This is a genomic window from Nonomuraea maheshkhaliensis (assembly GCF_039529435.1).
Classification (GTDB): domain Bacteria; phylum Actinomycetota; class Actinomycetes; order Streptosporangiales; family Streptosporangiaceae; genus Nonomuraea; species Nonomuraea maheshkhaliensis.
In genome coordinates, this window is the sequence record NZ_BAAAMU010000020.1 from 78,878 (window position 1) to 101,324 (window position 22,447).

Genomic DNA, 22,447 nt, shown 5'->3' on the forward strand with positions numbered 1-22,447 from the left:
TCGTGGAGCGGTGATCGAAGCAGTCAAGCTCACCGGCGACGTCGTGCTCCGCCCCATCACCGAGCACGACGCGCGGCCCCTGCTGGACGCCTACCTGCGCAACCGCGAGCACCTGCGGCGCTGGGAGCCGCGCAGACCCGAGGAGTTCTTCACCGAGCGAGGGCAGGCCAGGCGGCTCAACAGCCTGCTGGAGCAGCAGGCGGCGGGGCAGGCGGTGGCCTGGGTGCTGGCCGACGGCGACCTCGTGGCAGGCCGGATGACGCTCAACAACATCGTCAGGGGCCCGTGGCTGAGCGGCGACCTCGGCTACTGGACCGACGCCGGTTACGCCGGCCGCGGCCTGGCCACCCAGGCCGTGCGCGAGGTGTGCCGCATGGCCGACCAGGAGGTGGGGCTGCACCGGGTGGCGGCGGGCACGCTGCTCGACAACGCCGCCTCCCAGAGCGTCCTGCGCAAGGCCGGGTTCGAGGCGTACGGCACCGCCCCGCGCTACCTGGAGATCGACGGCCGGTGGCAGGACCACCGGCTCTTCCAGCGCATACTCAACGACCGCCCGGCGCTCTAGATCACAGGCTGGGGCGGGTCGACTCCGCGTCGTACGTCATGGCGTCGATCCTGGCCATCACCTCGGCCACGCTGACCCGGCCAGGGCGGTGCGGCCGACGTCGATGCCACGGGTGCGGCCCGGCCGCGGGCCGGTATTCGACGCCGAGCGCGTCGAGCCGGGCGAGGTGCTCGCTCAGCCGCCCGTCGAAGCCGGGCGCGGCCGCGCCCGACCAGGCCACCTCGGCCAGCGCGCACGCCCGGGGCCACAGCCGGTAGTCGACGGTACGGGCGTCGGGCACCCGCTCGGTCCAGAGCTGGGCCTGCACCCCCAGGACGCGGGCCCGCTCCTCCTCCGTCCAGCCGGCCGGCGCGGGCTCGAAGGCGGCCACGTCGTCCACCGTGGTCGCGTCGCCGATGGCCATCGGCTCGTCGGGCGAGGAGGACTCGGCGTAGTCGAAGTAGAGCGGGAAGACCGGCGTCGCCACCACGTCGTGCCCGGCGGCGGCGGCCCGGCGGCCCACGCCCATGCCGCGCCACGGCATGACCACGGTGTCCTGCCGCAGCCGCCCGCTGACGAACGCCTCGTCCCACACCACGGCGCGGGTGCCCCGCTCGGCCAGCGCGTCGGCCAGCCGGCGCAGGAACCACGCCTGGAGGTCGTTGACGCTCTCCAGCCCGAGCGAGTCGCGGTAGGCGCCGATCTCGGCCGACTCGGCCCAGTGGTCGAGCACGACCTCGTCGCCGCCGATGTGCAGGAACGGCGTCTCGCCCAGCGCCCCGATGATCTCGTCGAAGATCGTGGTCAGGAACTCCACGGTCGGCGGCAGCGGCGACAGGATGGCGGGGGAGATGCCCCAGCGGTCGAGCACGTCATAAGGCTCGCCGGTGACGCCGAGGGCCGGGTAGGCGGCCAGGATCGCCGACGCGTGCCCGGGCACGTCGATCTCGGGGACGATCGTGACGTGCCGCGAGCGGGCGTACGCGCCCATCTCGGCCAGGTCGTCGAGCGTGTAGTAGCCGCCGTGCGGGAGGTCGTCGTAGGTCTCCGGCTCGCGATGGAAGTTCGTCGCCGTCCGCGGGCGGTGCGAGGAGACCTCGTGCAGCAGCGGATAGGCCGGGCTCTCCACCCGCCACCCCTGGTCGTCCACCAGGTGCAGGTGCAGCCGGTTGAGCTTGTGCAGCGCCATCAGGTCGATCAGCCGCAGGATCTCCCGCTTGGGGAAGAAGTGCCGGGCCACGTCCAGGTGCAGCCCGCGCCAGGCGAAACGCGGCGCGTCCTCGATCCGCACCCCCGGCACGGGCCACGACCCGCCGGCCGAGAACCGGAAAGAGGCCGGGGGCAGCAGCTGGCGCAGCGACTGCGCCGCGTAGAACGCGCCCGCCGGGCCGCCCGCCACGATCCGCACACCCCGCGACCCGGTCGTCAGCCGGTACGCCTCCTCGCCCAGCGCGGGATCGCGGCGCACGTCGACCTCCCCGGAGTCACCGGGAAGCGGGTCGAGCCCGGCCAAAGCCGTGCGCACGGGGCCGACCAGGTCACCGGAGACCGTCACGCCCGAGGTGAGCACATAAGAGGCGGACAGATCACTGAACAGCTGCGGGCGAGGAATCATGCTTCGAGATAGTGCTGCAATCCGTTGGCCAGCGCCAGGGCGATCCGCTGCCGGAACGCGGGGTCCCTGAACTTGGCCGCCTCGGCGGCGTTGCGCATGTTTCCGGTCTCGATGAAGATCTTCGGCACCGTGGACAGGTTGAGCCCGCCCAGGTCGCTGCGGTAGTCGAGCGCCTTGTCGCCGATGTAGGTGGAGTAGGGCAGGCCCGTGCCCTTGCGGTAGGCGTCGCGTACGGCGATGCCGAGCCTGCTGGAGGCGGCCACGACCTTGTCGACCGGGCCCTTGATCTTCTTCGGCATGATGACGTGGAAGCCGTGGTTGGCCGGGCCCGAGCCGTCGGCGTGCACGGAGATGGCGGCGTCGGCCCCGGCCTTGTTGCCGATGGCGGCCCGCTGCGTGATGCACGGGCCGACGCTGTCGTTGTCGTGGCGGGTCAGCTTGACCGTGGCGCCCCGGCCCTTGAGGATCTTCACCATCCGCTTGGAGACGTCCCAGGTGAAGGCGGCCTCGCTGTAGCCGTCGTTGGTGGACGTGCCGGTCGTGTCGCAGGGCTTCCACTTGGTCAGCACGTTGACCTTGCGGTTGACCGCCCTGGGGTTGCGGTAGTTGCCGCCGTTGTGGCCCGGGTCGATGACGATGACCTTGCCGTCGAGCGGCTTGGCCTCGGGCGGCGCCTCCTTGGCGGGCGCGGAGGAGGAGGAAACCTGCCCCGCCGGCGTCGCAGGGGCGGCCTGACCTGCCGCGGCGCCACCGGAGCCGGTGCCGCCACACGCGGAGGCGATCAGGCCGCAGACGGCGAGGACTGTGGCTGGTAGAGCACGCATGCCGTCCAACTTACGGCAAGCAGGGAGCCGCGGCCCCGGCTTACGCCCCAAGCGTGGCGGCACCCGGGTCAGCCCTCACCGGGACGCCCGTCTCACCAGACGTGCTCTCCGACCTCCTGCCGTTCGAGCAGGGCGGCCAGCTCCCGCGCGTCCTCGGCGTCGAGGCCGAGAACGACGCGGGGGCGGCCCCACGGATGGTCCAGCGAGTGGGCGACGTAGCTGGCGACCGATTCCGCGCCGCCGTCGGTGCCCCGTCCCCTGTTCGCTCGCCAGTGCCCCCAGGCGCGCTCTAGCTCGGCCGCGGCGCGCTGGGCGCAGGACACCAATTCCGGATCACGCATGACTGTTCCCCCCGGATCAGATCGTGACCGGACCGAATCCGGCCACAATTAGCATGACCCTGACGAGTAAACCGCCGTGCGGCCGCGCCTCCACACGGCTTGACCCAGCCTTGGCCCGCTCTTAGGCGGGGCCCGTGCTGCGCCGCACGATCAGCTCAGGGCGTACCTCCCTCAGTCGCGCGACCTTGCCCGGATCTCCGATCCGGTCGCTCAGCAGCGCGGCGGCCGAACGGCCCATGGCCCGGCGCGGCTGGTCGACCGAGGTGAGCGAGATGTGGTGGGAGGCCGACAGGTGCGTGTTGTCGTAGCCGACCACCGACAGGTCCTCGGGCACGCGCAGGCCCAGTTCGCTCGCGGCCGACAGCACGCCGAGAGCCACCACGTCATTGGCGGCGAAGATCGCCGTGGGCCTGGGGTTGCGGGTCAGCAGCGCGACGGCCGCGTCCCTGCCGCCCTCCTCCGTGGAGTCGGCGGCCTCGACCATGATGTACGGCGCCAGCGAATGCCTGCGCATCGCCACGAGGTAACCCTCGCAGCGTGACGAGCGCCTGCCCTCGATGTGCGCGATCCGCTTGTGGCCGTGCTCGACCAGGTGGTCGATGGCCAGCCGGGCGCCGAGCTGGTCGTCGTCGACCACGATGTCGACGCCGTCGAGCTCGATGTCACGTTCCCCTACGACGACCGTGGGGGTGTACGCGGTGGCCTCGATCAGCGTCTCGCTGGTCGGCGCGATGCCGAGCAGGACCAGCCCGTCGACCCTCAGCTCAAGGAAGGCCTCCACGGCCTCGTCCTCGAACGCCGGGTCCCACTGGCTGTTCCCGATCAGCATGCGCAGGCCGTCGCCGTGCAGGCTCTCCTGCAGTCCGTCGAGGAACTCCGCGTAGAACGGGTTGTGCAGGTCGGCGACGAGCGCGCCCACCAGATGCGTACGTCCTTCGACCAGGCTGCGCGCGACCGCGTTCGGCCGGTAGCCGAGCTCGCGGGCCGCCTGCAGCACGGCCTGGCGCCGGTGCTCGCTCACGTGCGGGGATCCGCGCAGCACGAGAGAGACCAGCGATTTCGACACGCCGGCTCGTTCGGCGACGTTACGGATGGTCGGTCTGGGCCGAGGCAGTGTGTCTACCTCTCTGAGCTCGGCGATGGTTGAAGAGTTGACGGGCGGTCCTGACATGTGTCTCCCCCGCGATGCGGATATGGGCACCTGTCTGACCAAACGATCGAGTTAGCCGCAGGGTACGGCCTTCGTTACGGATTAGCGCAACCTTGCTCACCCGGAGGTCGGTGTTGACTGGGCGGTCGCGCGTCCGTTATTGGGCAGGCCGTCGGATACTGTGCAGGTGTGACACCCGGGAAGGCAGCCGAGACCGCGGCTGAGACGGCCCCCGAGACGACCCCTGCGACGCCCCCCGTGACGGCCCGCGAGACGACCCCCGAGACGACCCCCGAGACGACCCCCGAGACGACTCGGCCGGCGCGGCGCAGGCTCAGCGTGGACCGGCGCAGGGAAGAGCTGATGGCGGCGGCGCTTGAGCTGTTCAGCGTCCGCGACGCGGAAGACGTCTCGATCGACGACGTGGCCTCGGCGGCAGGAGCTTCGCGGGCGTTGGTCTACCACTACTTCGGCGGCAAACAGGAGCTCTACGTGGCCGCGCTGCGGAGCGCGGCGGAGCAGCTGGAGTCCCGGCTGCGGCCCCACGGGGGCGGCAGGCCGCTCGACGAGCTGGCCTCCGGGCTCAGTCGCTATTTCGACTTCGTCGAGGAACACGCGGCGGGCTTCGCGGCGCTGCTGCGCGGCGGCCCGGCCAACAGGAGCGGCGAGGTCGGTGAGATCGTCGACGGCGTGCGCCGCCGGCTCTTCCGGTTGATCCAGAAGCAGATGGGCGTCGAGGATCCCAGCCCGGTGCTGCGCACGACCCTGCGGTCGTGGATCGCCTCCGTGGAGACGGCCGGCCTCGACTGGCTCGAGCATCGCGACATAGAGCGATCGACACTCGAGAAGCTGCTCGTCGATCACATGATCGCGCTGCTCGGCGTCGCCGCCGCGCACGACGGTGACGTCGCCAGGCTGCTTGAGCTGCTGGCGTGACAGCCTCGGTCGGGCTGCCTCACTGAGGTCGGGGACAGCCGAGGTTCGGCTGCCTGACTGAGGTGGTGACAGCCGCGGGTCGGCTGCCTCGCCGGAGTGACGTGGCTCGGGGAGGATGGCGCCGGGCGGGCGGCGCCAACTTCCCGTGCGACGTCATGTCGTCACAGCGGTGGACCGGGCCGGTCGCCGACCTGGTCCACCCCTTCAAACCCCCCTGAGGTCCGTGACGACCCCTCCAGCTACTCGGAGCGCTGCTGCGGAATCCCCGCGAGCAGTGCTCGGACCTCGGTCTCCCGGTAACGCCGATGACCGCCGAGGGTACGAATCGACGTCAACTTGCCCGCCTTGGCCCACCGCGTAACGGTCTTGGGGTCGACCCTGAACATGGTCGCGACCTCAGCGGGCGTGAGCAGTGGCTCGGCCTCGGGTGTACGAGCTGACATTTGTGCGGCCTCTCCTCCGTGTGGACCGGCTTAGCGATCCTGTGACTGCCTTTGCGCGTGTCACGGATGTCCCCCTATGGCGCAGAGCGTGCGGCTTTTCCGAGCCATATGCGGCATCACCCGATGTGACCATACCGCCACGCAGAGCGATTGGCGAGCCCTTCTTTGACCCAACTGCCCGCCCCCGTGGCCATGTCACGCTCGGTGATTCTAGCGACACGTTTCGTGGTATCGCAGTGAAAACGGCAAACTACTCAGTTCGCAGAAGAGAGCAGCCGCGAGACGTGACCTACTCATGCAGGTCAGACGGCCGTATTGGGGCTCAGTTGGCAGATTCCAGCAGTTGCATTGACTTCCACCGGAGGATGACCCTCTGGTACATGGCATAGGCAAGTTCTTCTTGACCCGTGTCCAGGCCCGTCAGGGCCGCTGAGAGCTCCGCGACGGACTGGTCGGCCTGCAGCGCCTCGTCGTCCATGAGGTGCACGAGCCCGCCGTAGTCGAGTTCGACCAGGCTGTGGGGGTGGAACTCCTCCAGCCACCGCGCGATGTCCTCGACGTCGAAGTTGGACGCCACGTCGCCCAGATGGCGGCGCAGGACGTTGAGCGCGCGCGCCGCCCGCCTCCTGGCCTGCGCCATGGAGGTGACGTAGATGAGGTTACGCCCCGTAGTGGTCGTCACGTCCTGCCCCGGATTGGCCGAGCCGAGCACCAGCCAGCGCTCGTTCCCATCAAACGGCACGAACCACGACGGCGGCACGTGCCACGCCGTGGTGCGGATGTGGGTGCGCAGCGCCGACGATCCGGCCCTTCGCTTGTAGCGGTCGAAGTCGTCGGCCGTCTGCTCGGCGATCGGCTTGGGCACGAGGTGATCCATCAGTTTCACGGGAGTGGTGCCACGAAGCCGTGAGAACGCCATCCACGAGCGCAGGCGGGTCTGCCAGGGGCACACATAGAGACGGTCCTCAACACGCCGGAGATAGGCGTTGGGGCTCTCCTGGGCGGGAACGGGTTGAGGGGGCATGCCGAGCAGGCGCATGACGGACTCGCCGTGCTCCGCATTGAGCGCGTTCGCGCGCCGCGGGCGGTCCCGTGAGTCGGCGTAGTCGGCCCACACCTTGCGCTCGGACTCGGCGAACGCGGTCAGTGGCTCATAGACACGGAGGTAGGCGGCATAGGGCAGCACGGAGGCATCGTGTCACGAAGCGATCCTGCGCGCACCGTCGAGGCTTACTACTCTGTGAGGTGATCTCCGCCGCAAAGGTGCGGTGGACCGGACAGGGAGTCACTACCGTGACCGACGTCTTCGGAGCGTCCCACAAGGACGTCCATGAGCAGGTCGTGTTCTGCGCCGACGAGCCGAGCGGCCTGCGTGCCATCATCGCCATCCACAACACGGCGCTGGGGCCGGCACTGGGAGGCACCAGGTTCTATCCGTACGAGAGCGAGCAGGCGGCCCTGGCCGACGTGCTCAACCTCGCCAAGGGCATGGCGTACAAGAACGCGCTGGCGGGCCTCGACCTGGGTGGCGGCAAGGCCGTCATCATCGGCGACCCGGCGCGCGACAAGAGCGAGGCGCTGCTGCGCGCCTACGGCAGGTTCGTCCAGTCGCTCGGCGGGCGCTACATCACCGCCTGCGACGTGGGCACCTACAGCGAGGACATGGACATCGTCGCGCGCGAGACGCGCTTCGCCACCGGCCGCACCCTGGCCCACGGCGGGGCCGGCGACTCCTCGATCCTCACCGCCTACGGCGTGTTCCAGGGCATGCGGGCCTCGGCCGAGCGGGTCTTCGGCACGCCGTCGCTGCGCGGCAAGCGGGTCGGCGTGGAGGGGGTCGGCAAGGTGGGCCACCGCCTGGTCGGGCTGCTTCGCGAGGACGGCGCCGACGTCGTGGTCTGCGACGTCGACCCGAGGGCCGTCGAGCGGGTGCGCCTGCGTCATCCCGAGGTCGAGGTGGTCGCCGACGCGCGTGCGCTGACGGAGGCCGACATCGACGTCTTCGCGCCCTGCGCGCTGGGCGGCGCGCTCGACGACGACTCGGTGGCCGCGCTCAAGGCGAAGATCGTCTGCGGGGCGGCCAACAACCAGCTCGCCCATCCGGGCGTGGAGAAGCAACTCGCCGAGCGCGGCATCCTCTACGCGCCCGACTACGTGGTCAATTCCGGCGGTGTGATTCAGGTCGCCGACGAGATCGAGGGCTTCGACATGGAACGAGCCAGGTCGAAGGCGGCCCAGATCTACGACACGACTCTGAAGATCTTCCGAATCGCCGCCGAGGAGGGCGTTCCGCCGGCAGTGGCAGCGGATAGGCTGGCCGAGCGCAGAATGTCGGAAGTCGGGCGGATTAGGGGCATTTGGCTGGGCCACTGACGCCCCACGTCCATACGACGTACCGAGCTGGGCACAAAACAGGTACGGTAATAGGCGAACGATAGGCTGACGCCCAAAGTCAGGCGGCGTCAGTGTGTGGTGCGTTAGCGACGAGGGGTCGGGGACGACCCCACACGAGGGGGTCGAGCCAATGGGGCGCGGCCGAGCAAAGGCCAAGCAGGTCAAGGTTGCTCGCCAGCTGAAGTACAACAGCGGTGGCACGGATCTTGACCGTCTTCGCGACGAACTCGGGGTCGGCGACCCCGGCCGCAATGACGACGCCGACGACCGCGATGATGAGCTGGCGGATCGCTATGCCGATTATGCCGATGACTATGGCGCCGGAGAAGACGACGACGGCCGTTCGCCCGGCCGCCGGTAGGCGTTCTCCAGGTTGAGGTGGCCGAGGGCCCGGCACCGCCGGATCCTCGTCCACACTCGTCGGGCCCCACGGGTGACCGTGGGGCTTCGTCACGTGGGGCGAAGCCGGTACGAGCTTCCGATCTCGGGACGTTCACGCATCCGGGCGGAGCGCCTTTCGCAGGTGCTCCGCTCGCATGAAGGCGATGCGTCTTCCACGAGTGTTCATTCCGCACGCATCCGAGCGGAGAGCCTTGTGACCACTCCGCGTTCTCTTCCGCATGCCTTCCGTGTGTCTTCCACGGGCCTTCCGCGTGCCTTTCGCGGGGGGAGCCGTGGCGAGCGCCCCGGCTCCCGTGAGGCGGCGTCAGCGGTAGCGGGCCTGCCCCGTGCCGGGCACGATCTCGCCCAGCACCCAGGCGTCCAGCCCGCGCCCGGCCAGCAGCCCGATCGCCGCGTCGGCGACGTCGGACGCCACCACGGCGGCCATGCCGATCCCGAGGTTGAACGTGCGGTCCATGTCCCGCTGGGCGATCTTCCCGTGCCCGGCCAGCACCCCGAAGACCGCGGGCGGCGTCCACGACGACCGGTCGAGCAGCGCGTCGAGATCGGCCGGCAACGACCTGGACAGGTTGTTCTCGATCCCGCCGCCGGTGATGTGCGCGTAGGCGTGCACGTCGACCGCGCGGGCCAGCTCCAGGCAGTCGAGCGAGTAGATCCGCGTCGGCTCCAGCAGCTCCTCGCCCAGCGGACGGCCCAGCTCGGGCAGCACGGTGTCGAGCGAGAGCGCGGCCTCGCGCAGCACGTGACGCACCAGCGAATAACCGTTGGAGTGGACGCCCGACGAGGCCAGCGCCAGCACCACGTCACCGGCGACCACGCGGTCGGGGCCGAGCATCGCCGACGCCTCCACGACGCCGGTGCCCGCACCCGCCAGGTCGTACTCGTCCGGGCCCATCGCCCCCGGGTGCTCGGCCGTCTCGCCGCCCACCAGCGCGGCCCCGGCCAGCCGGCAGCCCTCGGCCACGCCGCCGACGATCTCGGCGACGCGCTCGGGCACCAGCTTGCCGCAGGCGATGTAGTCGGTCATGAACAGCGGCTCGGCCCCGCAGACCACCAGGTCGTCGAGGACCATGCCGACCAGGTCGATGCCGATCGTGTCGTGCTTGCCGTACCGCTGGGCGATCATGACCTTGGTGCCGACGCCGTCGGTCGAGCTGGCCAGCAGCGGGCGCCGGTAACGCAGCAGCGCCGAGGCGTCGAAGAGCCCGGCGAAGCCGCTGGCGTCGTCGACCACCTCCGGCCGCCGCGAGCGCGCCACCTTGTCCTTCATCAGGGCCACGGCCCGCTCGCCCGCCTCGATGTCGACCCCGGCGGCCTCGTAGGTGCTCACGTCTTGCTCTCCAACACGAACTTGCCCACGTTGTCCTGGTCGATCGGGATGGGATAGGTGCCGTCGAAGCAGGCCCTGCACAGGCGCTCGGACGGGATGGTGGTGGCCTTGGTCAGGCCCTCCAGGGAGATGTAGCCGAGCGAGTCGGCCCCCAGCGAGGCCCGGATCTCCTCGACCGACAGCGAGCCCGCGATCAGCTCGGCCCTGGTGGCGAAGTCGATGCCGTAGAAGCACGGCCACTGCACGGGCGGGGAGGAGATGCGTACGTGCACCTCACGCGCTCCCGCCTCGCGCAGCATCTTGACGATGGCCCGCTGGGTGTTGCCGCGCACGATCGAGTCGTCCACGACCACCAGCCGCTTGCCCTCGACGACCTCGCGCAGCGGGTTGAGCTTGAGCCGGATGCCGAGCTGGCGGATGGTCTGCGACGGCTGGATGAACGTGCGGCCGACGTAGGAGTTCTTCACCAGGCCCTGGCCGTAGGGGATGCCGCTCTCCTCGGCGTAGCCCACGGCGGCGGGCGTGCCTGACTCGGGCGTCGGGATGACCAGGTCGGCCTCGACCGGGTGCTCGCGGGCCAGCACGCGGCCCACCTCGACCCGGGTGACCTGCACGCCGCGCCCGGCGATGGTGGTGTCGGGGCGGGCGAGGTAGACGTACTCGAACAGGCAGCCCTTGGGCTCGGCCAGCGCGAAGCGGCGCGACCGCACGCCGCGCTCGTCGATGGTGAGCATCTCGCCCGGCTCGACCTCGCGGACGAACGTGGCGCCCACGATGTCGAGCGCGGCCGTCTCGGAGGCCACCACCCAGCCGCGCTCCAGGCGGCCCAGGACCAGCGGGCGGATGCCCTGCGGGTCGCGGGCGGCGTAGAGGGTCTTCTCGTCCATGAAGACCAGCGTGTAGGCGCCCTTGACCTGCGGGAGCAGCTCGGCGGCCGCGTCTTCGACGGAACGGGTGCGGTCCTGCGCGAGCAGCGTGGTCAGGACCTCGGTGTCGGTGGTCGCGCGGATGGAGCCGGGCTCAAGCCGCTGGGCCAGCTCCGGGGTGTTGATGAGGTTGCCGTTGTGGGCCAGCGCGAGCCCGCCCACGTCGGTCGAGCTCAGCGTGGGCTGCGCGTTCTCCCACACGCTGGATCCGGTGGTGGAGTAGCGGCAGTGACCGATCGCCAGGTGGCCGCGCAGGGTGCTCAGCACCGACTCGTCGAAGACCTGGGCCACCAGGCCCATGTCCTTGTAGACGAGAATGCGGCTGCCCTCGCTGGCCGCGATGCCCGCGGACTCCTGCCCGCGGTGCTGCAACGCGTACAGCCCGTAGTAGGTGAGTTTGGAAACTTCCTCGCCCGGAGCCCAGACGCCGAAGACGCCACAGGCGTCTTTAGGTGCGCGGTCGTGGGGGTCCAGGTCATGGCCGAGCCGGCCGTCGCCCTTCAGCACATGCCTCAGTCTAGGTCGGCGGCTTCCGTGCTCGCACACCCGGGGGCGACATCGGGGCCTCCGCCCCGCCTCTCACCTGGAGCTTTGACGCATGGTGACCCAAGGTTGGACACGGTATTACCGTGTCGCGCGGTTTAACGGACCCCTTCCGCGAAAGGGTGAAGTATCCGGCATGCTGACCCGGCGGGAGACGCAGACGTGAGCACACCTGGGGACCCGAACGAGCCCCGCCAGGGGCAGGACCCGCGCGAAGGCCGCCACGACGAGGGGGAGCCCGCGTGGTGGAGTGAAGGCATGCCGCCGGAGGAGCCGTCCCGTGGTGACGAGCCGTCCAGGGGCGGCGAGCCGGCGCAGGGGGAGGAGCCGCACCCGGGCGGGGAGCCGATCGCGCCCAGACCGCCCGTGGCGCCGCGGCCGGACGCGCCCGAGCCCGACGTGCCGCCGACGCACGAGCCGAGGCCGGCCGGCGGGCCGTCCCATCCCGATCTGCCCACCTCGCCGGAGACGCCGCCGCCCGCCACGGGCGGGGACGCCGAGTCGACGCAGGCGTTTCCGGTGCCCGGCGGCACCCCTTCGTATCCGGGCTGGAGCGGCACGCCGCACGAGGAGGAGCCGCCGCCCAGACCGGCGCCCTCGCGCTACGAGCAGGGCCCGTCCGGCCCCTCAAGCCCGTCCCAAGGCCCGCCCGGTCCGTCCCAAGGCCCGTCAGGCCCGTCCCAGGGCCCGCCGTACGGCGGCCAGGAGGGCCCGTCGTACCAGGGCGGCCCGCCGCGCGACCAGGACCCGACCGTGCCGGGCACGACCCCCTCCAGCCCGTACGGCGGCCCGCCCGGCTACCCCCCGCCCCCCGGATCGCCCTACGGCGCCCAGCCGTCCCCGTACGGCGGCTACCAGCAGCCGCCCCCCGGCAGCGGCCTGGCCACCGCCTCGCTCGTCCTCGGCGTGGCCAGCCCGTTCCTCGTCTTCGTCTGCTTCACCGGCCTCATCACGGCCATCCTGTCGATCGTCTTCGGCTGTGTGGCCCTGGTCAGGCACGTCGGCAAGGGCCGCGCCATCGCCGGCATCGTGATCAGCGTCCTGTCGCTGATCCTGTTCGCGATCGTGGCCATCTGGTTCTGGAACGTGGTGCAGGAGTGCGCCCACCTGCCTGGCCAGCTCGCCGACCGCTGCTTCGAGTCGAAGTTCCCCTGGATGAACGGCAGCCGCTAGAGCGGCAGGTGCGCTGACAGGTCGGCCCGCGCCCCGCTGGCGGAGATGGCGCCTTTGGCCATGGCCTCGTCCCAGGTCAGGCGGCCCAGGGCGAGCTCGATCCAGGTGCGCCCGTCGGTCTCGACCACGTTCGGCGGGGTGCCGCGGGTGTGGCGGGGCCCCGCGACGGCCTGGACGGCCGCGTAAGGGGGCACGCGCACCTCGACGGTCCTTCCCGGCGCGGCCGTCGCGAGCCGGTCGAGCAGGTGGCGCACGGCCTGCCTGGCCGCGTCGCGTTCGGGCTTCAGCCCCCGGTCGTAGGCGGCCAGCACGGCGGCCACGAGCGCTTCCGGCAGGGCGGACGCCGGGCCGTCGTAGGGCGGCTCGTCGAGGGCGACGAGCTGGGCGTCGAGGGCCGATCTCAGCTTTTCCTGATCCATCTTGCGTGGTGGCACCCCACCATTGTCTCCCGGGAAGCGTTCATCGAGATGGAGGTCGTCGTTCACCTCGGGTTTCGACAGTGACCGTAGCGTCCCCGCCGTACAACCGCGCCCATTGATGGAGGACCTGTGGCGAACCCCGACGCGGGACGGCGGCTGCTGCCGCTGCTGTCCACCCCGCACAAAGGTGGCCGATCCGCGCTGACGTGTCAGTTCCGCTGCGGCAACGCGTGCGCGCATGACGTAGCCAATACCAGCGGCAACGCCTACTTCGGCGACGTGGTGCGCGAGGCGATGTCGCGGCGCGGCGTGCTGCGGGCGGGCGCGCTGGGCGCCCTCGTGGCCGGCGCGGGGATGGCGGGCACGGGCGTCCCGGCCTTCGCGGACGAGCCCGCGCAGACCGCAAGGGGCAAGGGGCACGGCGGCGGTGACCTCCGTTTCACGCCCGTGCCGCCGAACAAGGAAGACGCGCTGACCATCCCGGACGGTTACCGTTCCTCCGTGGTGGTGCGCTGGGGCGACCCGGTGCTGCCCGACGCGCCGGAGTTCGACTTCGACAACCAGAGCGCCGACGCCCAGAACAAGCAGTTCGGCTACAACTGCGACTACGTGACGCTGCTGCCCATGGGCAAGGACCGGGCGCTGCTCTGGGTCAACCACGAGTACACCGACGAGAGCCTGATGTTCCGCGGCTACACCGGCGGCGCGGAGGCGACCGAGGAGCAGATCCGGATCGGGCTGGCCGCGCACGGCGGCTCGGTCGTGGAGATCGAGCGCTCAGGCGGCAAGGGCGAGTGGAAGCTGGTCACCAGGGGCCGCCGCCGCTACAACCGGCGCGTCACGGCCCAGACGAAGATGCGGTTCAGCGGCCCGGCGGCGGGGCACGCCCTGCTCAGGACGGCGGCCGACCCCAAGGGCGTCGGGCCCGTCGGCATGCTGAACAACTGCTCGGGCGGCACCACCCCGTGGGGCACGGTGCTGACCGCCGAGGAGAACTTCGACCAGTACTTCGTCAACGGTGACAAGGTGCCGGCGGAGCAGAAGCCGTACATCACCCGCTACACGATCCAGACCGGCGTGCCGTCGAGCAGCCGCAGGTTCGACCGCGTCGAGGAGCGCTTCGACCTGGCCAAGCACCCGAACGAAGCCAACAGGTTCGGGTGGATCGTGGAGATCGACCCGTTCGACCCCGACTCCACGCCGATCAAGCGCACCGCGCTCGGCCGGTTCAAGCACGAGGCCGCCAACACGACGCTGGCCCGTGACGGCCGCCTGGTCGTCTACATGGGTGACGACTCGCGCTACGAGTACATCTACAAGTTCGTCTCCAAGGAGCGCTACAAGCCCGGCTTCGACCGGCACAACCGCACGCTGCTGGACGAGGGCACCCTGTACGTGGCCAAGTTCACCGGCGACAGCCCGGCGTCCGAGATCGACGGCTCAGGCAAGCTGCCCGCGGACGGCGAGTTCGACGGCTCGGGCGAGTGGATTCCGCTGGTCTCGGGCGACAAGTCGTACGTGGACGGCATGTCCGCCGCCGAGGTGCTCGTCTACACCCGCTCGGCCGCCGACAAGGTCGGCGCGACCAAGATGGACCGTCCCGAGGACATGGAGCGCAACCCGGTCACCGGCGGCGTGTACGTGGCCCTGACCAACAACACCAACCGCACCGCGGCCGAGGCGGACGAGGCCAACCCGCGTTCCGCGAACAAGCACGGCCACGTCCTGGAGATCGCAGAGCGGCGCGGCGACGCCGGGGAGAAGCGGTTCGCCTGGTCGATCCCGCTGGTCTGCGGCGACCCGAACGACGCCGCCACCTACTTCGCCGGCTACGACAAGAGCAAGGTCTCGCCGATCTCCTGCCCGGACAACGTCACGTTCGACAAGGACGGCAACCTCTGGATCTCCACGGACGGCAACGCGCTGGGCACGAACGACGGCCTGTTCGTGATGCCGGTCAAGGGCGAGGAGCGCGGTCACCTGCGCCAGTTCCTCACCGTGCCGGTCGGCGCCGAGACCTGCGGCCCGCTCGTCACGGCCGACCAGCGCAGCGTCTTCGTGGCGGTGCAGCACCCGGGCGAGACCGACGGGGCGAGCCCGGAGGAGCCGAGCAGCCACTGGCCTGACGGTGACCAGCCGCGCCCGTCGGTCGCGGTGGTCTGGCACGGGCAGGGTAAGAAGATCGGCGCTTGACCTCAGGTTAACTTGAGGTCGTAGGGTCCGTGCCATGAGCATGGAAGTGACGGCCTGGCACCAGCTGTACTCGATGAACAACCAGCCGCAGCGTCGCAGCGTTTCGAGGGCGACGCTGCGGCGCATCGGCGGCTTCGCCCGCCCGCACCGCCGCAGGCTGGCGTGGTTCCTCGGGCTGAGCGTCGTGACGGCCGGCCTGGCGGTGGGCGCGCCGCTGCTCGCCGGCCGCGTGGTCGACGCCATCTTCACCGGCGAGCCGCTCCAGGTGGTCGTCACGGTGGCCCTGGCCATCGCCGCCCTGGCCATCGCCGAGGCCGGCCTCGGGCTGGTGAACCGGTGGCTGTCGGCGAGCCTGGGCGAGAGCCTCATCCTCGACCTGCGCACGGCCGTCTTCGATCACGTGCAGAAGATGCCGATCGCGTTCTTCACCAGGACCCGCACCGGCGCGCTGGTCAGCCGGCTCAACAACGACGTGATCGGCGCGCAGCGCGCTTTCACCGACACGCTGTCGGGCGTGGCGGGCAACGTCGTCACGCTCGTGCTGACGCTGATCGCGATGATCGGCATCTCCTGGCAGATCACCCTGCTCGCGCTGCTGCTCCTGCCCGTCTTCGTGCTGCCGGCCCGGAGGATGGGCACCAGGATCGCCCGGTTGCGGCGCGAGGCGGCAGACCACAACGCGGCCATGGGCACGCAGATGACCGAGCGCTTCTCCGCGCCTGGCGCGACGCTGGTCAAGCTGTTCGGCCGGCCCGCGCACGAGTCGGCCGAGTTCGCGAGCAGAGCCCGCAGGGTCCGCGACATCGGGGTGCGCTCGGCGATGACCCAGTCGGCCTTCGTCACCGCGCTGACGCTGGTCTCCGCGCTGGCCCTGGCCCTCGTGTACGGCCTGGGCGGCTTCTACGCCCTGCGCGGGCAGCTGGCCCCCGGCGCCCTGGTGGCCATGGCCATGCTGCTCACCCGCCTCTACGCGCCCCTGACCGCGCTGGCCAGCGCCCGCGTGGACGTCATGAGCGCGGTCGTCAGCTTCGAGCGCGTCTTCGAGGTGCTCGACCTCAAGCCGCTCATCCAGGACCGGCCGGACGCCCGCGAGGTGCCCGATGGCCCGGTCTCGGTCGAGTTCGACGACGTGCGCTTCGCCTACCCCTCGGCCGACAAGGTCTCGCTCGCCTCGCTGGAGGAGGTCGCCACGCTCGACTCACGCGGCGGTGAGGAGGTGCTGCACGGCATCTCGTTCCGGGCCGAGCCCGGCCAGATGGTGGCGCTGGTCGGCTCGTCGGGAGCGGGCAAGTCCACGATCGCCCAGTTGCTGCCCCGCCTGTACGACGTCGACTCGGGCGCGGTCCGGCTCGGCGGCGTGGACGTAAGGGACCTGAGCGCGGACTCCATCCGCGACACGCTCGGCATGGTCACCCAGGACGGCCACCTGTTCCACGAGACCATCCGCGCCAACCTGCTGCTGGCCAGGCCGGAGGCGAGCGAGGACGAGCTCTGGGACGCGCTGTCCCGCGCCCGCCTGGCCGCCCTCATCGAGTCGCTGCCCGACGGGCTCGACACGGTCGTCGGCGAGCGCGGCTACCGCCTGTCGGGCGGCGAGCGCCAGCGCCTGACCATCGCCCGGCTGCTGCTGGCCAGGCCCAGGGTGGTGATCCTGGACGAGGCCACGGCGGCGCTCGACTCGACCTCGGAGGCGGCCGTGCAGGCGGCGCTGGGCGAGGCTCTGGCCGGCCGGACCGCCGTGGTGATCGCGCACCGGCTCTCCACGATCAGGGCCGCCGACGTCATCCTCGTCATCGAGGACGGGCGGGTGGCCGAGCGCGGCACGCACGCCGAGCTGCTCGCCGCCGGCGGCCGCTACGAGGAGCTCTACCGCACTCAGTTCGAGGACCCCACGACGGCGGGCGCGGCGGCCTGAGGCTCCTGCGGCTCGGCCCGGTCGCGCAGCGACCAGAGCGCGATCGGGATCGCCGCCACCACCACGACGGCCGCGATGACCAGCGTGAACTGGTAGGCGTCGAGGAAGGCGGCCAGCGGCGGCAGGTCGCTGCCGCTCTGCCTGGAGCTGAGGAACGCGCCCAGCACGGTGATGCCGAGCAGCCCGAACACCTCGCGGGAGACGTTGAGCACGCCCGAGGCCACCCCGGCGCGGGCCTTGGGCATGCCGCCGAGTACGGCGGAGGTCAGGGGGACGAGCAGGCCGCCGCCGAGGCCGTACAGGAGGAACCAGGGGGCGACGTCGGGGAAGCCGCCGTCGGCGCCGACGCGGGAGATCAGGAAGATCGCCGCGCCCATGAGCGCCATCCCGAGCGCGACCGTGCGGCCGATGCCGAGCGCGGCGCTGATCCGCTGCGACAGGAGCGCGACCACGGCCATGGTCAGCGCCATCGGCACGAACGACGCGCCCGCCTCGGTGGGGGTGAAGCCGAGCACGTTCTGCAGCCACAGGGCGCTGAAGAAGTAGATCCCGAACACCCCGAACGACCAGATCCCGCTGGTCAGCAGCCCGCCGCTGAACACCCGCGACCTGAACAGCGACACCGCCACCATCGGCTCGGCCGCGCGCGACTCGGCCAGCACGAACGCCGCCGCCGCGATCACGAACACGGCCGCCGCGGCCAGGATCGCAGGTGAGGTCCAGCCGGCGCTCTCGCCCTCGATGAGCGCGTACGTCAGGGCGAACAGCGCCACGGCCGAGGTGACCAGGCCGGGCACGTCGAGGTTGTGGCGCACCCGCTCGAACGCGGGCCTGACCGCCCACAGCGCCAGCCCGGCCGTCACGACGCCGATGGGGACGTTGACCAGGTAGATCCAGCCCCAGTGCAGGTTCTCGCTGATGAAGCCGCCCACGACGGGCCCGAGCGCCATCGACAGCGCTCCCGCCATGCTCCAGATGCCCACGGCCCTGCCGCGCTCATCGGGGTCGGGGAAGATCTGGCTGATCAGCGCGAGCGCGGTGGGGGTGAGCAGGGCCGCGCCCACGCCCTGCACGGCCCGCGCCGCGATCAGCATGCCGCCCGAGGTGGCCAGTCCGGCCGCCAGCGAGGCCACGGTGAAGACCGCCAGGCCGCCGAGGAAGACCCTGCGGGCGCCGTACACGTCGGCCAGTCGGCCGCCGGCCAGCATGAGGCCGGCGAAGACCAGGATGTACGAGCTGACGATCCACTCCAGGCCCGAGATCGTCAGGCCCAGGTCCCGCTGGATCGTGGGCAGGGCGACATTGCCCACGTTGTTGTCCAGATAGGTCATGAAGGTGCCCAGTGTCACCGCCGCCAAAGCCCACCACCGCATGAAAAATCCCCCTATACGTCGTACTTGTACGCCGTATAGTTGAACGTGTACGTCGTATAGTTGTCAACCGTGATGGGAAAACTGACCGCGCGGGCGATCGCGGAACGGGCCCTGGAGATCGGCGACGCCGAGGGCCTCGAAGCCGTGACCATCCGCCGCCTGGCCACCGACCTCGGCGTCACCCCGATGGCCCTCTACTGGCACTACAAGAACAAGGAGCAGCTGCTCGTCGGCATGGCCGACCACCTGATCGGCGGCTTCGCGCCCAAGCCCGCCGACGAGCGCCCCTGGCAGGACCAGCTCCGCGACCTGGTCGAGGGCCTGATCAGGACACTGCGCACCCACCCCTGCGCCAAGGGCATCCTGGAGCAGATCGACCCGGTCGAGGTGGAGCACTTCCTGGTCGTCTGGGACCGCGCGCTCGGGCTGGCCCGTACGGCCGGCTTCAGCGTGGACGAAAGCTGCCTGATCACCAAATACCTCCTGCAGAGCGCCATCTCCATCGCGGACGCGCCCGTCCACGTCCGGGCCGACTGCAACTGGGAGGAGCAGGTCCGGATCAAGCAGGTGGGCCTGCAGTCGCTGCCCGTGCAGCGCTACCCCCACCTGGTGGAGAGCGCCGGTTCGCTGGCCGGCGGAGGGGCTCCCGGCCTGTACGACACCTTCGGCGTCGACCTCGTCCTGTCCGGCATCGAGGCGCTGGCGGCCGGGCGTTAGGGTCGTGATCATGTCCTTCGAGCTGATCTGCGAGATCGAACCCCCGACCAAGCCCGATCTGAAGCACGTCAGGCACCAGATCGGCACGATGAGCACGATCGCCCACTCGTTCCTCATCCCCGACAACCACATCGGCCGCGCCACCGTCTCCAGCGTGGCCGTGGCCCACGAGGTCGAGGCCATGGGCGGGCGCGGCATCGCCTGCCTCAACTCGCGCGACCGCAACCTGCTCGGCTTCCGCCGCGACCTGCTCACGGCGGCGGCGTACGGGGTCGAGCGGTTCCTGTTCGTCTACGGCGACAAGCCGACGAGCGGCAACCGGACGAGCGATCTGACGGTGCGCTCGATGATCGCGGAGGCGCGCGAGTTCTCACCCGGCTTCCGCGTGGGCGCCGCCGCCGCGCTGCGCCCGCTGCCCGCATGGAAGCTCCAGGCCGACTTCCTGTTCAGCCAGGTCAGCTACTCGGTCGAGGCGCAGGTGCGCTGGCGCGAAGAGCACCCCGCCGACGTGCCCGTCTACGCCGGCGTCATGGTCCTGGCCAGCGAGCGGCACGCCCGCACCCTGGCCGCCGCCATCCCCGACATCGCCCTGCCGGACGACCTGGTGCGCCGGGTGGCCGCCGACCGCATGGCGGGGGTGGAGGCGGCCTGCGAGCAAGTGCTGGCCCTGCGCGACTCAGGCGCCTTCGCCGGCGTCCACCTCATCCCGGTCTCCCGCTACCGCGACGTCGAATCCAGACTCGCCCCGGCACTCAAATAGGCCCGGCCTTCAGCCGGCCACGCCCATGAAGCGCTGGATCGCCGCCATCTCGGCCCGATCGTCAGGGTCGTCCCGCAGCCGGTCCGCGTCGGCCGCGGCCTGGTCGAGCAGCATGTCGCGGTAGGTGTGGAGGATGGCGTGACGACGGCCGCCGAGCGGCTTCCCGTCACCTTCCGCGAGCGCGCGCAGGGCCGTCTCCACGGCCTCGTCGGTGCGCACCTTGAGCGTCCCCATGGGCCCAGTGTATGAACCCGGTGTCACGCAGGACGACGTCGGCGACGTGGTGGGCGGGCGAGGGCGGCCAGGGCGGTGCCGGTGAGGGCTACGGCGAAGAGGACGCCGTACGCGCGCTGGAACCCGTCCATGAGCTGCCCCACCGCCACCGGCGAGAGCGTGGACAGCGTGCCCGCGTACACCTGCGCCCGCAGCGCGGGCCCCACCGACGCGGTCAGGACGCTGAGTGACAGGCCGACGCTGATCACGATGCCGACGTTCATCACCATGACCCGGAAGCCGTTGACCACCCCCAGGCTGTCGGCCGGCAGCGCCCGCATGACCTGCGTGGTGTTTCCGGTCAGGAACGTTCCGCTGCCGCAGCCGGCCACGAACAGCCCGCCCCCGATCACCCAGTACGGCGTCGCCGGATCGGCCGCCAGCGCCAGCACGCCGAGCCCGGTCGTGCTCATCGCCGCTCCCACGATCGACAGCGCGTACGGCGACACCCGCCGCCCCAGCATGCCCACGAGCGGCGAGGCCAGCCCGATCCCGACCGGCACCGGCAGCACGCTCAGCCCCGCCTCGAACGCGTCCAGGCCCTTGGCCGCCTGGAAGTACAGCGCCACGACCAGGATCAGCGCGGAACGGGCCAGCGCGTTGCAGAAGGAGGCCAGGTTCGCGCAGGCCAGCAGCCGTCCGCCGAACAGCCGCAGATCCAGCACCGGGCTGGGGGAGCGCCGCCCGGCCAGCACGATGAGCGGCACCAGCAGCACGAAGACCCCCGCCCCGATCAGGAACACGGGGCTGGACAGCCCGCCGGAGCCGGCCTCCGACAGCGCCAGCAGCAGCGCCGACAGCGCCGCGAACACCAGCACGTTGCCCAGCGCGTCCACCGGCGCCTTCGGCCTCCTGGGCATCTTCCGTAGCAGGCCCGCCCCCACGGCGAGGGCGATGAGCCCGGCGGGCACGTTGATCCAGAAGATCCACTGCCAGCCGGCCGTCTCCGCGATCAGCCCGCCGAGCGTGGGCCCCGCGAGCTGGGCCACCGACAGCGTGCCGATGTAGACGCCCATGCCCTGGCTGAGCCGGTCGGGCGGGAAGGCGTCGGTGATGATCACGGTGCCGTTCGCCAGGATCATGGCCGCGCCGACCGCCTGCAAGGCCCGGGTCCCGATGAGGAACCACACGTCCGGCGACAGCCCCGCCAGCAGCGAGGCGAGCGTGAACAGGGCGAACCCCGTCAGATAGACCTCACGCCGGCCGAGCAGGTCCGCCACGCGGCCGAAGAACACCAGGCTCGCGGTGTTGACCAGCAGGAACGCCAGCAGGATCCAGGTGGACTCCAGCGCGCTGGCCTCGAAGTGCCGCACGACCGTCGGCAGGGCCACGTTGAGCGTGCTGCCGGCCACGCCGATGAGGACGATGCCCAGGCTGGTGACCGCGCACACGCGCCAGGCGTAACGCAGTCGGGTGTCGTCCTGGGGGGTGACGGCGGGCATGCCCTCCACTATGACGTACGACGTACGTCCGATTTGTACCAGGGGTCACCTGGCTCGCTTGCGCAACCCCTCAAGGTCGTGGATCACCACGCGCCGCCTGCCGGTCTCGATCAGGCCCCGGTCGCGCAGCGTGCGCAGCGCCTTGCTGACGGCCTCGCGGGAGGCGCCGGTCCAGCCGGCCAGCTCGTCCTGCGACAGGGGCAGCGCGACGCGCACACCGCTGTTGGTCTTCTCGCCGTAGCGCTCGGCCAGCTCAAGCAGTCGCGTGGCGACCCGGCCCGTGGTGTCGAACGCGCCGTACTCGATCCGCTTCCTGTCGGCGTCGCGCAGTCGCCCGCTGACCAGCTTCATCAGCAGCACCGCCACGCGCCCGTGGGACTCCAGGAACGTGGAGAAGTCGCGCACCACGATGCCGGAGATCGGCTCAAGCGCGGTCACCGTGGTCGAGCGGGGGGATCCGTCGATGGCGGAGAGCTCGCCCAGCAGCGCGCCGGGACCGCGTACGGCCAGCACGACCTCGGTGCCGCCGCTGGTGTGGGAGGAGCACTTGACCCGGCCCTCCATCAGCAGGAGCACCCAGTCGGACGTGTCGCCCTCGGTCATGATGGTGGTACCCCGATCCCAGCGCCTCGGCCGGCCGGCCGAGCGCAGGGCCTCGACCTCTTCCGGGGTCAGCATGGAAAGAAACTCACCGGGCTCTGGATCCATGCGCCTGATTATGTCGGTACGGCTAT

Annotated in this window: 22 protein-coding genes; 9 read left to right on the top strand and 13 right to left on the bottom strand. The window is 70.9% G+C overall.

Annotated elements, in window-relative coordinates; genetic code table 11:
* Positions 1-10 precede the first annotated feature (10 nt).
* Positions 11-565 carry a GNAT family N-acetyltransferase gene (locus ABFX54_RS16310; protein ID WP_346105621.1) on the top strand — a complete coding sequence of 185 codons (555 nt, stop codon included), beginning with the start codon at positions 11-13 and terminating at the stop codon, positions 563-565.
* 1 nt (position 566) lies between these two features.
* Here the strand turns inward: ABFX54_RS16310 and ABFX54_RS16315 are convergent, their stop codons facing one another.
* The 4 genes from ABFX54_RS16315 to ABFX54_RS16330 all read right to left on the bottom strand — a co-directional run bounded on the left by ABFX54_RS16315 (position 567) and on the right by ABFX54_RS16330 (position 4,495).
* Entirely contained in the window at positions 567-2,159 is a 1,593-nt protein-coding gene (locus ABFX54_RS16315) for a beta-N-acetylhexosaminidase (RefSeq protein ID WP_346105623.1), read from the bottom strand.
* Positions 2,156-2,983: an N-acetylmuramoyl-L-alanine amidase gene (locus ABFX54_RS16320; protein ID WP_346105625.1), complete on the bottom strand. Its 828-nt coding sequence runs from the start codon at positions 2,981-2,983 to the stop codon at positions 2,156-2,158. The genes ABFX54_RS16315 and ABFX54_RS16320 overlap by 4 nt, the downstream gene beginning before the upstream one ends.
* 92 nt (positions 2,984-3,075) lie before the next feature.
* The gene (locus ABFX54_RS16325; protein WP_345559797.1) at positions 3,076-3,324 is read right to left on the bottom strand and encodes a hypothetical protein; all 249 of its coding nucleotides are present in this window, start codon (positions 3,322-3,324) and stop codon (positions 3,076-3,078) included.
* Between the two features lie 121 nt (positions 3,325-3,445).
* Entirely contained in the window at positions 3,446-4,495 is a 1,050-nt protein-coding gene (locus tag ABFX54_RS16330; RefSeq protein ID WP_428834530.1) for a LacI family DNA-binding transcriptional regulator, read from the bottom strand.
* 168 nt (positions 4,496-4,663) lie between these two features.
* On the opposite strand from ABFX54_RS16330, the gene ABFX54_RS16335 reads away from it, so the two are divergent.
* Complete coding sequence (locus tag ABFX54_RS16335) at positions 4,664-5,410, top strand: TetR/AcrR family transcriptional regulator (protein WP_346105627.1); 747 nt, start codon at positions 4,664-4,666, stop codon at positions 5,408-5,410.
* 239 nt (positions 5,411-5,649) lie between these two features.
* Here ABFX54_RS16335 and bldC read toward each other — a convergent pair whose 3' ends face one another.
* Together bldC and ABFX54_RS16345 are read right to left on the bottom strand one after the other, a co-directional pair.
* Positions 5,650-5,853: a developmental transcriptional regulator BldC gene (gene bldC, locus ABFX54_RS16340; protein ID WP_013133571.1), complete on the bottom strand. Its 204-nt coding sequence runs from the start codon at positions 5,851-5,853 to the stop codon at positions 5,650-5,652.
* 322 nt (positions 5,854-6,175) lie between these two features.
* Positions 6,176-7,039: a DUF8083 family protein gene (locus tag ABFX54_RS16345; RefSeq protein WP_346105629.1), complete on the bottom strand. Its 864-nt coding sequence runs from the start codon at positions 7,037-7,039 to the stop codon at positions 6,176-6,178.
* Between the two features lie 107 nt (positions 7,040-7,146).
* On the opposite strand from ABFX54_RS16345, the gene ABFX54_RS16350 reads away from it, so the two are divergent.
* Together ABFX54_RS16350 and ABFX54_RS16355 are read left to right on the top strand one after the other, a co-directional pair.
* On the top strand, positions 7,147-8,226 hold the full coding sequence (locus ABFX54_RS16350; protein WP_346105631.1) for a Glu/Leu/Phe/Val family dehydrogenase: 1,080 nt from the start codon (positions 7,147-7,149) through the stop codon (positions 8,224-8,226).
* Positions 8,227-8,377: 151 nt separating this feature from the next.
* On the top strand, positions 8,378-8,608 hold the full coding sequence (locus ABFX54_RS16355) for a DUF3073 domain-containing protein (RefSeq protein WP_346105632.1): 231 nt from the start codon (positions 8,378-8,380) through the stop codon (positions 8,606-8,608).
* Between the two features lie 345 nt (positions 8,609-8,953).
* On the opposite strand, the gene purM is transcribed toward ABFX54_RS16355, so the two are convergent.
* Together purM and purF are read right to left on the bottom strand one after the other, a co-directional pair.
* Complete coding sequence (gene purM, locus ABFX54_RS16360; RefSeq protein ID WP_346105634.1) at positions 8,954-9,979, bottom strand: phosphoribosylformylglycinamidine cyclo-ligase; 1,026 nt, start codon at positions 9,977-9,979, stop codon at positions 8,954-8,956.
* Entirely contained in the window at positions 9,976-11,412 is a 1,437-nt protein-coding gene (purF, locus tag ABFX54_RS16365) for an amidophosphoribosyltransferase (protein WP_346105636.1), read from the bottom strand. The genes purM and purF overlap by 4 nt, the downstream gene beginning before the upstream one ends.
* A 198-nt stretch (positions 11,413-11,610) precedes the next feature.
* Between purF and ABFX54_RS16370 the strand changes: the two genes are divergently transcribed.
* Positions 11,611-12,621 carry a hypothetical protein gene (locus tag ABFX54_RS16370; RefSeq protein WP_346105638.1) on the top strand — a complete coding sequence of 337 codons (1,011 nt, stop codon included), beginning with the start codon at positions 11,611-11,613 and terminating at the stop codon, positions 12,619-12,621.
* On the opposite strand, the gene ABFX54_RS16375 is transcribed toward ABFX54_RS16370, so the two are convergent.
* A complete protein-coding gene (locus tag ABFX54_RS16375; protein ID WP_346105640.1) occupies positions 12,618-13,040 on the bottom strand; it encodes a sterol carrier family protein in 423 nt (140 codons plus the stop codon). The genes ABFX54_RS16370 and ABFX54_RS16375 overlap by 4 nt on opposite strands.
* Positions 13,041-13,169: 129 nt before the next feature.
* Between ABFX54_RS16375 and ABFX54_RS16380 the strand changes: the two genes are divergently transcribed.
* Positions 13,170-15,233, top strand: a complete 2,064-nt coding sequence (locus tag ABFX54_RS16380; protein WP_346105642.1) for a PhoX family protein — start codon at positions 13,170-13,172, stop codon at positions 15,231-15,233.
* 34 nt (positions 15,234-15,267) lie between these two features.
* A complete protein-coding gene (locus ABFX54_RS16385) occupies positions 15,268-17,148 on the top strand; it encodes an ABC transporter ATP-binding protein (RefSeq protein ID WP_346105643.1) in 1,881 nt (626 codons plus the stop codon).
* Here ABFX54_RS16385 and ABFX54_RS16390 read toward each other — a convergent pair.
* On the bottom strand, positions 17,109-18,521 hold the full coding sequence (locus ABFX54_RS16390) for an MFS transporter (protein ID WP_346105645.1): 1,413 nt from the start codon (positions 18,519-18,521) through the stop codon (positions 17,109-17,111). The two genes, ABFX54_RS16385 and ABFX54_RS16390, sit on opposite strands and share 40 nt — an antisense overlap.
* Positions 18,522-18,593: 72 nt before the next feature.
* On the opposite strand from ABFX54_RS16390, the gene ABFX54_RS16395 reads away from it, so the two are divergent.
* Positions 18,594-19,238 (top strand): TetR/AcrR family transcriptional regulator, encoded by a 645-nt coding sequence (locus tag ABFX54_RS16395; RefSeq protein ID WP_346105691.1) that lies wholly within the window; start codon positions 18,594-18,596, stop codon positions 19,236-19,238.
* 10 nt (positions 19,239-19,248) lie between these two features.
* A complete protein-coding gene (locus ABFX54_RS16400) occupies positions 19,249-19,998 on the top strand; it encodes a methylenetetrahydrofolate reductase (RefSeq protein ID WP_346105647.1) in 750 nt (249 codons plus the stop codon).
* A 9-nt stretch (positions 19,999-20,007) separates the two neighbouring features.
* On the opposite strand, the gene ABFX54_RS16405 is transcribed toward ABFX54_RS16400, so the two are convergent.
* Genes ABFX54_RS16405 through ABFX54_RS16415 form a run of 3 tightly spaced genes read right to left on the bottom strand, consistent with a single transcriptional unit; the run spans position 20,008 to position 22,421 of the window.
* Entirely contained in the window at positions 20,008-20,232 is a 225-nt protein-coding gene (locus ABFX54_RS16405) for a hypothetical protein (RefSeq protein WP_346105649.1), read from the bottom strand.
* Between the two features lie 23 nt (positions 20,233-20,255).
* Positions 20,256-21,713, bottom strand: coding sequence for an MFS transporter (locus ABFX54_RS16410; protein WP_346105651.1), 1,458 nt, complete (start codon positions 21,711-21,713; stop codon positions 20,256-20,258).
* A gap of 45 nt (positions 21,714-21,758) precedes the next feature.
* On the bottom strand, positions 21,759-22,421 hold the full coding sequence (locus ABFX54_RS16415; RefSeq protein WP_346105652.1) for a Crp/Fnr family transcriptional regulator: 663 nt from the start codon (positions 22,419-22,421) through the stop codon (positions 21,759-21,761).
* Positions 22,422-22,447 lie beyond the last annotated feature (26 nt).